A 16206-nucleotide genomic window follows, 5' to 3' on the forward strand; every position below is an offset into this window, starting at 1 on the left:
TCTCATATGTTTACATCGACTTGTAGTTCTATTTTCCCCCTACCATTTTACCTGTTTAATAGATTAGTATCAATTCTTTCCGTTATCTATAAATATTGGAAAAACAAAACCCTACCTTAATAAGGTAGGGTTTGTCTACTAAAGCTGAATTCGCAGTACGTACGTACTTGTATTGCCCGCATCATCGCGAAGGATAGCATTCATGGTCAATACATTTGGATCTTGGTCATGATCTAGGGCTGCTAGAATTCTAAATACAGCTAGACCTACTCCGTTTGTTTGATCAAATGCATCAAAGATCGCCTTTAGATCAATAGCATTAAGAATGCGTACACGATTAACAGAGGACGATTGGATTGCTCCAAAGATCAGCGGGAAGTTTACAGCCTCGAAGACTGTCCTCTTATTAATTGCAGGGTTCTTCAGTGTGTTGAAGATCGACGTGAAATTAATGGCATTGAAGATTTCAAGCTTCGTATCACTGGTTGCCCCTTTTAGCGTATTGAACACTTGCGTAAAGTTAATGGCATCAAAGATGATGGTCTTCGTTGAAGGGTTTGCCTTCACCAACTCCTCGAATAGTAGAGTCAGATTAATAGCATCATAGATCGCTTTCTGATCACTTAGGCTTGCTTGCTTAATCGAATGGAAAGCAGCCGTGAGATCTCCTGCAAGAGCTAATGAGATATCCGAGAAGCTGATAATTCCTTTGTTATAAGCGACTAGTATCCCAGGTGCCAATGCTTGGTTTACAACGGTTTGATTAATTCCCGTATCTGCTCTTATCGCATTTACGATGGTGACGTAATCAACAGCGTTATAAATATCCATGGCATTGATATCTGAATTCTTGATTGTATGGAACACTTGACTTAAGTGAAGCTGATCAAATAAGGTGGATTGTTGCTGAGCTTTCTTGATCTCCCCAATGAGGGTAGTGAAATCAACGGCTTCAATTACTTGAGCACCGATTTGAGCTTTCTTCACTTCATCAAAAATCGTAGAATAGTTAACAGCCTCAAATACAAGGTTGCGATCGATATGAGAATCTCTAAGTACATTGAAGATTTGTGTAAAATTCACATTTTCTGCACGGATCCCAGAAAGATCTAATTCAGAAACATCAATATCCGAAATGGTATTAGCACCTTCTTTAAGCCCGAAGGTACCAATCGTACCTAATCCTCCAAGGTCAAAATGCAGCTTGCTCTTCTCGGAAACCGTAATGCTAGCGGTTGTATAATGGTTTGGAACTCCTCTTAAATCAACAGCGAACGTATCTCCCTCAATCCTGGATACCATATCGCCAAAGGAGATCGAGGTTACGATAGGCTTCACAATATCGCCTACCAGTTGTAGCATTTTTGCTTCTGCTGCAACGAGCTTCGCTAAGTTTGTAATATCTTGATCTGTTGCTCCTTGTTGCTTCGCTGCATTTACTAATGCTCTAGCTGAGTCAACTGCTGGCTTATCACTTAAGGTAAGATCATTCACGGATGGTAAAGCTGCAATCGCCATAATGGCATCTAGAACCCATACTGGAATGATATGCGGTGTTGGCGGCGTTACCCCTGAATTTCCGGCTGTAACGTTTACTGGTACGCTGACTGTTAAAGTAACCCCATTGGTATTCACTGTAATGTTGGTCAGTGTAATTCCTGGAGTATAGAGATTAACCGGTACTGCCGCATTGACCACAAAATTTCCTGTAATGACAATATTGTTTCCTTGTAACGTGATTGGGGCGTTGACGGTAATGCTGTTTAGCGTCCCAGGTCCTGTGATATTCACTTCAAGGGTTACCGCAGCGTTAACCTGAACGTCACCACTGACAGAGGAATTCCCTGTGAGGGCCAATCGTACGCCTGGCTTATTCAAACTGATATTAGATAGATTCGAATTGGCAAACTTAACGGTATTGGACGATCCTCCATCAATTTGCGTTGTTCCGTTAACTTGAACGTTGTTAGCCGTAAATTCATTTAGAAGTGCACTAAGGGTTGTCATGTCGCTAACAATCAGATTTCCTTGGATCGTGACATTACGGAGCGTGTTACCTTCACCACGTACGGTTAGGTTACCTGTAACAGTAGCCGTACCTGTAGCAGGTCCATACACTTCGTTTGTTCCTGTGATCTCTACATTGCCTGTTACACTTTCACCATCTTTAAGCTTTTGTTCGTTGGTTTTACCTGCAGGAGGGACGCCGCCACCTCCACCACCGCCGCCACCAACAGCTGGTGGTTTCACTTCATACGTAACGCTATCTGGCTTGACGACTTTAGTCGGTACCTTATCAAAGACAGTACCACTCACATTGATATTGGCCAGATCGATGGTTCCTTTACCGGTAACCTTCACTGCCGCATCTAACGTTAATGCCTTCACTTTGGCGTCATCGGCCACTTCGATCGTCATATCTTTTGCCTTGGCTGAAACTACTACTTGCTCTATTGAACCGCTTGCTAGCTTCAGCTTGGAGTTAGAAGATTGGACTTCTACTTGGCTGAATCCGCCCATTAGAGTGATGGTCGAATCTTTCGGAGTCGATTCGGAAACTAGCACAGACGTGAATCCAGCACCTGTTACATTCTTTTCTTCTAGCTTCACGCCCGATTGCAATGTCACTTTGCCCACTTCGGTCTTGCCAGTAGCTATTAATCTGATAGCCCCGTCCTTCTTATTGACAACGGCACTGCTAATAGTTGAATCCTTAAAATAAATGCTGTTCTCTCCGCCACCTTTTACAGTGGTGGTGCCTTGTACCGTGACGTTATTGAAGTGAACGTCACCATTTCCTACGGATTCAGCAATAACCAGATTCCCTGTGATCATAACATTTTGCAGGGTGACTCCAGGTGCACTCACCACAACGTTATTGTCTATGGTTTCTTGACCTTGCTCGGGACCATATGTACCAGCCTGATTATAGGTAACGGTCGTTTTCAGGTCTGCTTTCGCGTTATCAAGGGTAACGATTGCTTCCGCGCGTGTAATAGGTTTAGTGGGTTGGAAGGTCTTATCAGGATATCCCTTCATATAGCCCTTCGCTACCACTGCACCAATTGCTCCCTGGCTCCATTGAGGAATTTGGGCTGCATCAGCAAAAGCCTTAACCGTTTCCTCTGAATGATTTAATTGATTTAGCTTTAGTAGAATGGCAGCCACTTCTTGACGGCTAATAGGGTGGTTCGGTTTAATTGACCCATCTTGATATCCTGTCATATAGCCTGCCGCCCTAGCCTTAGCTATCTCATCTGCATACCAGGCTCCTGTCGGAACATCCGAAAAGCTGTAGCTTGTCTTGACCTCGAATCCATAGGATTTGTTCGTCAAGGTCATGAATTCGGCTCTGGTAATCTGATTGTTCGGCTTGAAAGTACCGTCGGAATACCCGTTTACCAGTCCTTTATCCACCCAACCATCGATGGAATCCTTGGCCCAGTGGCCTTGAATGTCCCTAAATGTTGAACTGCTTGTTACCTCCGCTAGGGACATAGAAGGGATTACTAGATTCAGTAATAGCAACATCGTGGTAACTATACTGATTTTCCTTCTAGATTTCTGGAAAGTTATCATTCTTTGAGTCTCACTCCCATCTGTTTCTTTACTTTTTTACTCTTATTTCAGAAGTGGTTCTTTCTTCCTATTTCCAGAGTAAAATATTGCTTAATAAACCTACTAAATCCATAATATATGCTTCTCACATACTAATCAAATACTAATTTCGATAAAAATCGCTTCCATTTATAATAAATTACGACAAAATATGCCAAGAGGGAATTACTAAATGACTAGTAGAGAAATAGTTAAAATAGCGGAGTACCATGTCTCCAGATCCTATCAAGAAGCGTAATAAGTGGTAAAAAACGGTTCCTCCGATATTAGGGGAACCGTAAATTGGTAAATCACGCAACTAAAGTTCTGATGCTAAATTACAAATAGCAGGAAGCCCATCCATATGTAACGGAAGATTTTCCGCCTCTCCCCACTCTACTCCTTCAACAGGCGTTAATGACTACTGTCCCGTGATCATTCAACTCAAGAGACCCGGCGATTTCAAGCATCAGTATTACTTAATTGATTAAGGCCCTGGAATCCCCCCACGCATAAGAGGAATGGTTAAATCAAATTGCAAAACTATGTTTCCATTAGCATCTTGAATTCCTGCCATGAAAGAATCTGCAACATCTGAAAGATCTATTACATTATCTCCGTTCATATCAATTGGCCCCATGTAAGAAACAACGACTTCTTGCACGCCTAAAGGAATATCATCCAATACTAATCCTGTTATAATTAGCTTATTCCCTTCAATAATAGCAACCCCGCCATAGTTCTCAATCTGTGCATAATTATAGGCCGGGTCGAAATAAACTAGCCCCAGAGCAAGCGATTCGTCCCCGCTACTCAATAAAAAGATGTCCTTATCAAATGTAATTTCTATAAGGGAAAAGGTATCATCAATCGTCGCACTGATCGGCTCAGGCGGATTAGAGGCCTCATCCACTGTGACTGTAAAGGTGGTAGTTACCGTTTTCCCTCCGCTGTCGGTAGCGGTTAAAGTAATCGTCGTACTTCCTGCGTTCAGAGGCGTGACCGTTAACGTATTGCCGGTGATGCTTACCGTGGCTACTCCTGGCGTACTCGACACCGCATCCCATATTAAGTTGTCTCCGTCCTCTGCATCCTCAAACACCACTGCAAGATCAAACGTAAACGCCGCATCTCCCGCCGTCTTCGTCAGATCATCAATTGCCTGTGTCACCGTCGGTGCCTGGTTCGGTGCCTGCACCGTCACCGTAAACGTCTCCGTCACCGTCTCTCCTTCGCTATCTGTTGCCGTGACCGTAATCGTCGTAGTTCCTGCATTTAGAGGCGTGACCGTTAACGTATTGCCGGTGATGCTCACACTCGCCACTCCTGGCGTACTCGACACGGCATTCCATGTTAAGTTGTCTCCGTCCTCTGCATCCTCAAACACCGCTGCAAGATCAAACGTAAAAGCCACATCTCCCGCAGTCTTCGTCTGATCCGCTATACCCTGCGTTACCGTCGGAGCCTGATTCGGTTCCTGCACCGTCACCGTAAAGGTAGTATTCGTGATTCCACCCTTCCCATCATTTGCGGTTATGGTGATTACAGAAGATCCAACCCCAAGTGGGGTTAACGTCAGTTCACTAACATCCACACTCACAGTAGCTACCGCCGAATTTGAAGACCCGGCAGTCAATGTCAGCACATCTCCATCCGGATCTGTAAAGCGCCCACTTAAATTGATTACCAACGGCGCAGCTCCAGCTATCATGCTTCGATTCCCAAAACCATCTACAACCACCGGCACTCGATTGGTTCTTTGGGATGGCCCATCATCACGTGATGAACTTGATCCTCCTCCAGTAAACACTGCTGGTGCAGGAGCAACGATATCAGAACTGCTCTTGTTCTCGACATCCTTTCTGATGAAAGGAGAAGTGTCCTTAAAATCTAAAGTAAGAGTAGCATTTGAGGGCAAGGCCTCGGCGACCTTAATCGTTGCGCCCTTTTTATCTTCAGACAGTACAATATCTTCAATGGTTAAGGTCTGGCCGTTCACTTTATTGAATAAAGCCAAATTGGCCGGAGTCACCATATAAACTTTTTTTGAGAAAGCGACTTGGATCGTATGATTATCAATCCGTTCGGTTGACTCGATGCTAGCAGGGGTAGTCACCTCCATAAAGTTGGAAGCAACAAGGGCCACCTGCTGACGTTCGGCCAGACCCCTCGGATTGAAACCATTCCCGGATGGACTAACCAATCCAGCTTCTAGTGCAAAACCTACGGCATCCTTCGCCCAGCTCGAAACAGAGGCACTATCGGCAAATGTCAGCTTTTCCCCGTATCCGCTCGGATCGACCCCCACTGCTCTTACAAATAATACCGCTATTTGCTCACGGGTTAACGGACTGGCTACACCGAATTGACCGTTCCCCATTCCGCTTATGATCCCAGCTTTAGTTGCTGCTTCAACGTACGCATACGCATAGTGGTCGGTTGGAATATCCTTAAAAGTCTGGGCTACCGGAGGCGCCGAAACATCGAGATTCAAGGCCTTGGCCAGGATAATCGCGAAATCCTGCCTGGATATATTTCCTGACGGATTAAACCTTCCATCCCCTACCCCAGCCAGAATCCCTTTGCTGGCTAGCTCAAGGATAGCATCCTTCGCGTACGAATCCTGGATATCCATTAAAGAAGCTGCCGCTGCATAAGGATAAGGTGCTAATAGCGAACCGGCTAACAACGATGATGCTAGCAAACTTTTTGCCAACTTTTTCATAAAATTACCTCCAAAAGCTTGTCTATCAATCTATCAAGGAGTACCTGCACGTACTCCTCGCATTCTATTAAGGCGTATGTCTTCCGTAAAATGTAAAGGTGCCGGAAGGATATAAATCCCATTCTCCTTCTAAGCTATAGGATGTGGAACCTGTGGTAATCCCCTGCTTCCGCACGATGGTTCCCCCGTTGGCAAATATCGGTTTATGGGCAACTGGATCTGTATTTCCTATGATGTCTAGCACATGACCATTCTTTTTTAAGACAAGGGCATAGGGCACAAGAGTCGGTTGGCTCAATGTCGTCTCATTATTGTAGTACCATGCATTTGAGACATCAAAGAGATCATAGAACGTAGAATCTATAATATTGCACGTCATATTGGGGTAGAACGGGAGCAGCGGCAATGTGTGGACTTTCGCTTGATTAATGTCGGTCCTCCATTGATGAATTTCCAGCTCGTAGCCTGTAAGCATTCCTGACGTATCGTCGCCTATCCCCAGAATCTCCAAAGCCGCACGTCCATTCCCTGCATCTAAGTACTCCGTGAAGAAAACATTTGGTCCCGTTTGTGGCTCCACCATGAGCTCTACAAACGCTGCTCGGTAGTCATCCGTGACCACCCAATATCCAAAGTTTCCGCTGTTTGGACTTAACTGAAGCTTTGTTCCATTGAGCGTCGTTACGCCATTATGGGTTAATGACCCTTTCGTTTGACGGTAAACCAAGAAGGAGTTTTTACCTGGCAAAACGGATGCAAGATCGTAGATGACATCATTTGTTACACCACTCTTCGTCTTAATCTGCTTCATTTCAACGACTTGGACCGCATGCAAGGTAACCGTAGAGGTCGCTGTACCTCCTTTTCCGTCATCCGCCGTAATCGTAACCGTAGTTTTACCAGCTGTCACATTCGACGTAAGGGTTAACGTGTCTCCAGTAATCGAGGCGCTGACCATGCTTGCATCGCCCACCGAAACAGTATAAGTTAATGGATCGCCGTCCGGATCGCTAAATAAGCCGTTCAGCGATATGATATTAGAAGGTACACCAGCTCCAACTACCTGTTCAGGAAAGCTCTCTAAAGCTATAGGCTCCTGGTTCGAAGATACACCGATATCCAACGTCCCTTCAGCGGTTCGACCGGAAGAATCCATCGCCACCACCTGAATTACCGTCTGACCTTCCGCAATCCCTGAAATCTCAAGCCCAGAGCCATTGACCGAAACCACCGCAATGTCTGGATCCATGGAAGTAGCATCATAAGTTAACGGGTCCCCGTCCGCGTCCGTAAAATACTGATCTAGATTTACCTTGCGAGTGGTATCTAGCCCTACCTTAATCTCTGAGGTGGTACCGATTACCGTTGGAGCCCGATTCACACGAACATCAAAGGTAAGTTGGGTCTTGCCGCCCCGGCCATCATCTGCCGTCACTTTAATCGTGGCCACTCCTCCCGTCACAGGCAACAAGGTTAATTCGTTACCGATCAGGGTGGCAGTAGCGATATCGTCATTAAGCGATTCGGCCGAGATCGTCACCGTATCCTCCGGGTTCACATCTGAGAACACCTCTGATAAATCCAACACGACAGAGGAGTCAGGAATGCCATCTTGCAGAATCTGCTGTCCAATCTGGTTCATGATTCGCGGAGCTTCGTTAACATCGACCGTAAAAGAGCTGCTGATCTTCCCGCCTTTTTCATCCGTTGCCGTTACGGTGATGAGGGTCGATCCACCAGAAACGGGTGTAATCTGCAATTGCTTGTTTTGAACCGCTACAGTTGCTATAGCTGAGTTCGCTGACAACGCACTGAAGGTTAATGGATCGTTATCCGGGTCGGTAAAGGCCAAGGTTAAATCCACCGACGTTGCCCCTGCTCCAACCAAAGCGGTTTGGTTCCCCATGGGTTGAGCGACTTCCGGTGCACGGTTGACCTCCACTTTGAAATCTTGGGTCAACTCTCCCCCTTTTCCATCCCGAGCGGTCACCCGAACCACAGCTTCCCCGGGTGCTGCAAGCCCCTTAATCATTAATTGGTTTTGATCAATCGTGGCGGAAACCACATCTTCATCCTCAGAAACCGCTTCATAGGCGAGAAGATCCCCGTCTAAGTCATTAAAGGTTTGATCTAGTGCAATCAATAAATCGGTGCCAATCGTGGCGAATTGATCTGTAAGCACAGTCCCAACGACAGGAGGGCGGTTCACTTCAAGGGTAAAGGATTTTTGGACCTGGCCCCCTTTTCCATCTTCCGCTGTAACCGTAACAGTTGTCCTGCCTCCCTGTTGAGGGGTAATCATCAGCTGTTCGCCCTGAATCCGCACGCTTGCAACCGATGGGTCGTCAATGTGGGCAGTCAAGATTAACGGATCACTGTCGGCATCCGTAAAGGAAAGATCAACGGCCACCTCCGTCCCCCCAACCTGAATCAGCTGCTCGGCGAGCTCAGCCCCAACCGGTGATCGGTTCACTAAAAGGGTGAAGGATTGGCTAACCAGCCCCCCTTTTCCATCTCTGCCTGTAACGGTGACAAGCGTGGTGCCTGCTGCTTTAGGAGTCAAAGTCAGAAGGGTACCGGAAATGCTTGCCGTAGCAATCATACTGTCCCCGGTTACCACCGTATAGGTTAAACTGTCCCCGTCCTCATCGGTAAAGAGACCCTCCAGCTCCAGCTGATCTTCACCAGACTCGAGTGTAAGGACTCGATCTGCCAAGGGTGCTGCTAGGGGAGCACGATTCACAAGTACCCCTATCGACTTTGTCCCCATTCCCCCTTTACCGTCTGCTGCGGTTGCCGTAACTGTAGTGGAGCCCGCAGCTACAGGAGTTAGGGTCAATATTTTTCCGTTTACTACCACCGTAGCAATGTCGGAATGCTCTATATCTGCCGTGAAGGTCAAAGGATCAGCATCTGCATCGGTAAAAATCGTGGATAAATCTATCGTCGGATCCGCTAACCCCAAGGTCAGGATCTGATCCGTCCACAGACCCGCTTTAGGAGCCGCATTTACCGTAATGGTAAAGCTCGTCGTCGTGGAAAGGCCTGCAGCGTCCACTGCTGTCACAGTAATCGTAGCCACCCCTGCAGCCGCTGGCGTCAGAGTTAAGATACTGCCAGAAACAGATGCTGTAGCGACGGTTGCTCTTGAGGAACGAACGGTATAACGAGCAATAGGTAAGTCTTCCGGATCTTCAAAAACCCCCGTTAGATCAATGGTAAATTTCCCATCACCAAACTGAACCAACTGGTTAGGGATTTTATTAACTACTACAGGGGCACTATTTGAGGAGGACGAACTCGTCGGTGCCGCTGTGGCTGTCGTTCCGTTCACTTGGGAGATCTGCTGAGCAACCGTGGAAAAGTTGGATACCACGTTTTGAGCGGTTACCCCTTGCGGCAGCGTGAGGTTATCTACCTTAGTGTCTGTACCTAACGTTAAACTGGCTTTAGAATCCACAACTGCTAGGTTCCCTACCTGCCCACTTGTGTTTAAGGCCACGGGAGAACTGGTCTGAACAGATACCGTATTGATCGTGGCATCCCCTTTAATCTCCGTACCTGTAGCACTCGTAATCATCAGTTGGTCAATGGAAGCGTTCAACTCCACTCGGTTAGCGCCATCCTGTATGGACACTTTGGGAATCACGGAAGAAGCATCACCCACGATGACGGTATTCGTGTTAATAACCAACTCTCCCACTAGCGAACCGCCCAGCGCTTCCACACGAACCTCTGGCTTGTTTACCTCTACTTGACCCAGCATAGCATTTTGAAAAACAACCGTATTGCTATCCCCACCGTTAATATAGGTCTTGCCATGAACTTGAAGTCTTTCGCTGTAGAAATCCTGCTCAAGTCCCGGCGTAATCACCAAGTCCCCTTTGATGGTAAGGTCTTTAACCGATATAAAATCAGCAGCAATCTTTAAGTCACCCTCGATCATCACGCCCTGCCCATCAAGTAACAAGTTACGGGCAAACTCTCGTTCCGGCGGCTGCGCTGCTTGTCCACCTGATTTGATTTCCAAGTACTTGATCTGATCAATTTTCCCATCGAGCAGCCCGATACGAATGTTCGCCCCTTCAAGGATGGCCGCATTTCGCGGATCAAAAAGAGCTTTTACCCGTTCCGTAAACTCATAAGTTACTCCGCTAATCGTCACTCGATTATCCTTGATCTGTTCTAAGATAGCGGGGCGCTGCAATAATTCGTAAGCCTGAACAAAAATTTCAGCGGCTTCTTGACGCTGCACGGTTTGTTTAGGATGAAAGCGTTGGTCCTTTAGCTTCATTACCCCAGCGTCCACTGCCGTCTGTACAGCCCCCTTAGCCCAGGAGCTAATGGCCTGATGATCTGTCACGCTAGCTTGCCGAAGCTCTTTCGTTTTTTCTTCAACCATTCGAACCAGCAGTACCGCTAATTCTTCTCGCGTGATGTAATCCGTGGGCCGAAAGGTCTGCTTCCCATCCCCCACCATAATACCTGCTTTTTTTACGGCCTCGATAAACGGCTGCCCCCACATCGTTTCTCTCACGTCACGAAAGGAGGACGGTCCCTTTTCTAGCTGTAAATCTAATAACCTCGTTAACAAGACGGCGAGTTCTTGTCGAGTGAGTCGGTCATTCGGTCGGAATCGCCCGTTCGCATCGCCCGAGAATATCCCCAACTCGACCGCCTTCGCAATCGACTCGATTTTTTCACTATCTATTCCTTCTGTATCGCTAAAGGATATAACGCTAGCAGCAACTGTAACAGGACTTAATGTACTCGCCAGCAAGCTTGTGGCTAATACACATTGAATAACTTGTTTCTTCAACTCCATCCCCCCATCTAAAGTCCCAACATAAGACTATTTGACTAGATTATACTATACCAAATTTCGACATGTCTCTTCTTTAAATCTAAAGTTTTGCTAAAGTTTCGACAGAAAGAGTCCGCGGAGAACCCGGATCAGGCAACATTCGTTACAGTGCCCAAGGGAACCTGATGATCACACTCCTCCAGCTATAGTTAACGCCTGGATAAAAGGGTTTAACGATCGGATTGTCATTGTATGTAATAAAATAAGCTGCCGAGATATGATATCTCGGCAGCCTTTGTTGTGTTCGACAAATTTCGGGGAGTGACAGGCACTCAATCTATTAAGTTACCATTCTGTAACAATCTGCACAACACAGACGCTGCAGCTTCACGAGTAGTAGGAGCTGTAGGGTCGAACAGAATGGTTCCATTGGCACTTTTTCCTGTCATTAGTCCATTCTCCGTGACAAAAGCTATGCTGTCTTTTGCGTAAGCAGCGAACCTTTGGGTATCACTGTATGCTTGATGAGATGGTGCTTTCCTTACTGGCATCTTAATCAACTCACTAGCATTGGATAAAATGATGGCCAATTCTTGGCGGCTTATCGGTGCATGAGGATTATAGTTTCCATTTCCAGCTCCCTTAACCAACCCCGCCTCATAAACCGCTGCTACATCGTTTGCAAACCAGTCTGAGGCACTCACATCCTTGAACGGAGCCGCTCCTGTGGAATGAAGACCTAATGAACGGGTAAGCATAGAAGCAAACTCTGCACGGGTCACATTCGCTTTCGGGTCAAACATGGATGCCGACTTACCTGAAATCAAAAACTTATGCGCGAGCTTTTGAATTTGTGACTTGGCAAATGAAGTATGGATATCCGTAAAATCAACTGCTTGGCCAACCACCGCATAGGTAGAGAATCCTGGACGGTTGATGGTTACGATTTGAGAGTCATCATCTTCATTCGCTGTAAAAGTCCCTGCTACCGGATAAACCTTTCCATCCTTGCTAAATAGCACACCCGCAGTAGTTGGGTCCACTTTGGCATCGAGCTTAAAAGAACGTTTAATAAAGTCTTTATTGGATACAGCAATCGGGTATCTTTGGTTTCCACTGACCACGTCCACTTCGAATGAAACAGGTGTGGCCAATACTTGGGAACCTGGTTTTTGGGTCGTAAATACCGAACTTTCCTCACTTGCATACTGAATCGTAACTCTCACATCCGATTGTTCCGGAACACTCTTCAGAACCGATACCGGCAAGGCAACGGAGGAGTAACTCGTACCTACAATAATGGTACTTCCTTCCTTCGCTTCGGATAGCAGGTCTACTTGTCTTGATGATAGAGTCGCCTCTGCTACCTGACTACCCATAGCAGGTACTTTCAGTACAAGGGCCATCCTTGAATTACCTGCAGCCTGTAATGCAGCTTGTACATCTGCATCGGTAACCGTTCCCGCTACTTTTTCTCCTGCCGTTTGTGTTTTAACATTTATCGTTGAGCTTAACTGCCCCTGAGTCATCACAGCCTTCGTCGTCGCGTCGATGCCCTTAGGTACAGGGTTTGGGATGCTTGGCATAGTGCCCCCCCCTCCGCCATTGTTGTTTCCACCGCTCGGACTGCTTGGAGCGTTTAAGGTCGCTTGTACCACCGTATGAATATAAACAGATGGATTCGCTACGGAGGCAATCGTCACCGTTAGATCAACAGTAACACTTCCACTCTGTGGACGGGACAGAAGAACTCCATTATTCCCTATATAATTAGGCTGGCTGCTGTTCGTCACCTCAAAGGTAATTCCCTCAGGCGCTGTAGGCAGCGTAAGGACGGGCTGATTAAGGATTGTGGTATTTGAAACCGATGCTTGGAACTGGTCTTTGGCTTGCATCACCTTAATTACTTCCCCATCAAGCGTACTTACACCGAACGATTTATAAGCAACATGGATGGTTTGTCCATTGCTATCCGGAAGGGGAACTCCGTTCCGGTTTAATTTAGCTGTCATAACCTCTAGCTTATAAATTCCATCCATCAGATAGTGCCCGCTATCTCCCATCATATCCGTATAACTGTGGTCAATATCTACAATTTCCTGAAGACCACGCGAAATGCTTACAAAATCCCCATTATCATCTCGGGTATAAACTTCTCGCAGGGTTCCGATAAATTCATCATCTAAACCATAAACATTCAGCGCCAGATAATTAAACTCATCTGAATTAAGATAAAATGAAACGTTAGTGCGTCTATCTGCTTCCACACCATTTGTAATGATAACATTTTTTGAAAGAGTCACATCTTGGATTCCTAGACGATTATTTTCATCTCGCTCACCAACATGCACGACAAATGGTAAATGTAGTGTTGGATGGTCTGGATGTTCAAGAATGACTCTACCTTCATAAACCCCATCTTGTGCAGCAGAGTTAGGTGCAAGGGCAAGGGTAAAGGATTCTGTAGACCCACCCTGAATGGTTATTGAGTTTTCACTCAATGTCGCCACAATGTTTTGCACATCCGGTGTAGGAATAGATTTAGCTGGATTCGGATCAGTTGTAACACTCGGGTGCATCTCAATGGAAGCCGAGTAGGTGATCGTGTCTTGACTAAAGTTCTTCACCTGCAACGGTTGAGTCTTAGGTTGGGCTCCAGCCTCCATCATTCCAAAACTGAAATTATCGCCAAAATTTGTAACATTTTTAGGCTGTAAGTTCTTATCCAAGATGGTAAGCTGTTCTACGGTTTGGAGAACAGCTGGTGTTTTAACAGCCCTGGCCACATTCACTCGTCCAGCACCTTGGGAATAAACATCATATGAAGTGACAGGATTGTAGGCTAAACGGTCCGCTGTATTGGCCAGAGCTGCTCGGATATCAAACGGTGTCCAATCTGGATGAGCCTGTTTCAAGAGCAGGACAAGTCCCGCTACATGCGGAGTGGCCATACTTGTACCACTCAAGCGTTGGTACGCCTCTTGATAATTCGCATTGGGGTTCACGACTCCGAAGGCTGGCATCGTTGAAAAAATACTTACTCCCGGCGCAACAAAGTTCGGCTTAATGCTAAAATTACCATCGGACATAGGGCCGCGCGAACTGAACGAAGCCATTCCGTCTCCAGGAACAACCGATTTACTGATATTAAAGCTAAACTGCAACGGGGTAGATGGATCACTCATTACGGCTTTAGCCAATGCACGACCCTTTATACCTTCCATATCAAAGATAGGAATGGTATTAAACTCCTCCCCGTAATGATTGCCAATATAACCGTCCCTACCGATATAATCTAAGTCAGGAACAGTTACTCCATTTACGACTTTAGCGTTTCCGTTAAAGATGACCACTGCTTTTGCGCCATGCTGCATGGCCTGGTGGAACTTATCTGCAAAGGTGTTAGAACCGCGAGAAATCAAGGCCACTTTCCCCGTAACATCTACGTTCGCATAATCTTCACTTCTACCTAATCCTACATAGACTCCATCAATAGGATCGTTGCCAAAATAAGAATCAAAATCTTCATGCCCAATCTGCCATTGAATGAGTTTTAAGGTAAAGGAGTCGGCAGCTAAGGAGCTGGTTGTTTCCGAAGAATAATCATACTTATCACTCGTAGCTGCACCCACCGATATGGCTAGTTGAGAGGATGCAGGTGAGCCCATAGAATAGTAATATTGGCCATCATCCGCTGCATTTCCATTAGCAACAACGGCTACCACTCCGGCTAATACCGCATTATTAATCGCTATCGCATCTGGACTGTTAGGGTCTTTTTCATCGTCAGAACCAAGGGAAAGATTAATGACATCCATCCCATCCTTTACCGCTCTCTCGATCCCATCAATCACCTGAGCGGAAGAACCTGTTGCTCCTCCTGTTACGGGGTTTGACCCTAATACCTTATAGGCATAAAGCTCAGCTCCGTACGCCACTCCTTTTTGCACTACTTCTGAAGTCGGGTTTTCCCCTTGTCCCGATATAGTTCCTGAAACGTGTGTACCATGGTAGGTACCGTTATTACCCGAATAAGGGAAATCTTCATAAGGGTCGTTATCATTATGAAAGGAGTCCCAGCCTCCGCGGTAAGCAGCCGCTAAGTCTGGATGTAAATAATCCACCCCTGAATCTATTACTCCTACTTTTAATCCTGCGCCGGTTAGGCCATCTGCCCATAATTCTGGCACCCCAATTTGCTTTAGGGGTGTAACATCATACCTTACTACGCTGTCAGCTGTCGTGTTAGCTTCTGGAGTCAATACAGGAATAGAATAATAGACTCGATTTTCATAAATCGATTTCACTTCTGTCAGCTCGGCTAATAGAGGAATTTGGCTTGCTGGAATAGAAATTTCCATCCCATTTAAAACGGTATCAAATTGATAATGAACCTCAATATCCAATCCTAAATTGTTGGCTTTACTTAGAAATGACGATTGTTGTTTATCAATTGCTTTTTCACTTGACTCAGCATCAAACGAATGGATTCCTATACTAGAAGAGTATTCACCTACTGCGATGGGCTGGTTTCGCAATTGTACGATGACTCGAATCGTTCTAGATGAATGAATATCAATTTTCGGAGAAATAATAGGTTCTTCAGCAACAGCTTCACTGTTGGTATGTATTGAGTTGGCTATGACAGAAAATGTACTGCTTAAACTCTCCTGTTGCTCCTCTGCGAGGGTATGGTATGGCACTCCATACATTGCTAGATTTACGATCAATAGAGTGGCTAATATAAGTTTACCTAACCGTTCCTTCATTAAATATCCCCCATTTTTCAATACTCAAGAAATCTTTGATGGCTTAACTCTACTTTTTCATCTCGATAAGTAGATCATTGTTTCTATTTCTATATTCTATTTCTATTTCTATTTCTATTTCTAGTAACTCCATCTCAGAGTAAGATATTCTCCCCCCTCCACATAACATCATCTTTCTAAACCTGAGGAAAATTGACTAAATTTGTCGATATTAGTTCTTTTTACCTAAGTATATCATGTTGTTTCCGTTCATAATATAAAGTTTTGTTAAAGAGTGCCTGTCACTCCCCGAATTCCCTCGTTATTTGTCG

The 16206-nt window shown here is 45.7% G+C and carries 4 protein-coding genes; all 4 read right to left on the bottom strand.

All coding sequences use genetic code 11. From position 1 onward, the window contains the following. Positions 1-138: 138 nt before the first annotated feature. On the bottom strand, positions 139-3531 hold the full coding sequence (locus EIZ58_RS25125) for an S-layer homology domain-containing protein (protein WP_167577949.1): 3393 nt from the start codon (positions 3529-3531) through the stop codon (positions 139-141). A 553-nt stretch (positions 3532-4084) separates the two neighbouring features. Further along, positions 4085-6322, bottom strand: coding sequence for an S-layer homology domain-containing protein (locus EIZ58_RS25130; RefSeq protein ID WP_134703725.1), 2238 nt, complete (start codon positions 6320-6322; stop codon positions 4085-4087). Positions 6323-6389: 67 nt separating this feature from the next. Further along, a complete protein-coding gene (locus tag EIZ58_RS25135; RefSeq protein WP_167577950.1) occupies positions 6390-11141 on the bottom strand; it encodes an S-layer homology domain-containing protein in 4752 nt (1583 codons plus the stop codon). Positions 11142-11458: 317 nt separating this feature from the next. Beyond that, entirely contained in the window at positions 11459-15895 is a 4437-nt protein-coding gene (locus EIZ58_RS25140; protein WP_134703727.1) for a S8 family serine peptidase, read from the bottom strand. Positions 15896-16206 lie beyond the last annotated feature (311 nt).

Origin of the sequence: Ammoniphilus sp. YIM 78166, from assembly GCF_004522215.1 — a bacterium.
Taxonomy (GTDB): Bacteria; Bacillota; Bacilli; order Aneurinibacillales; family RAOX-1; genus YIM-78166.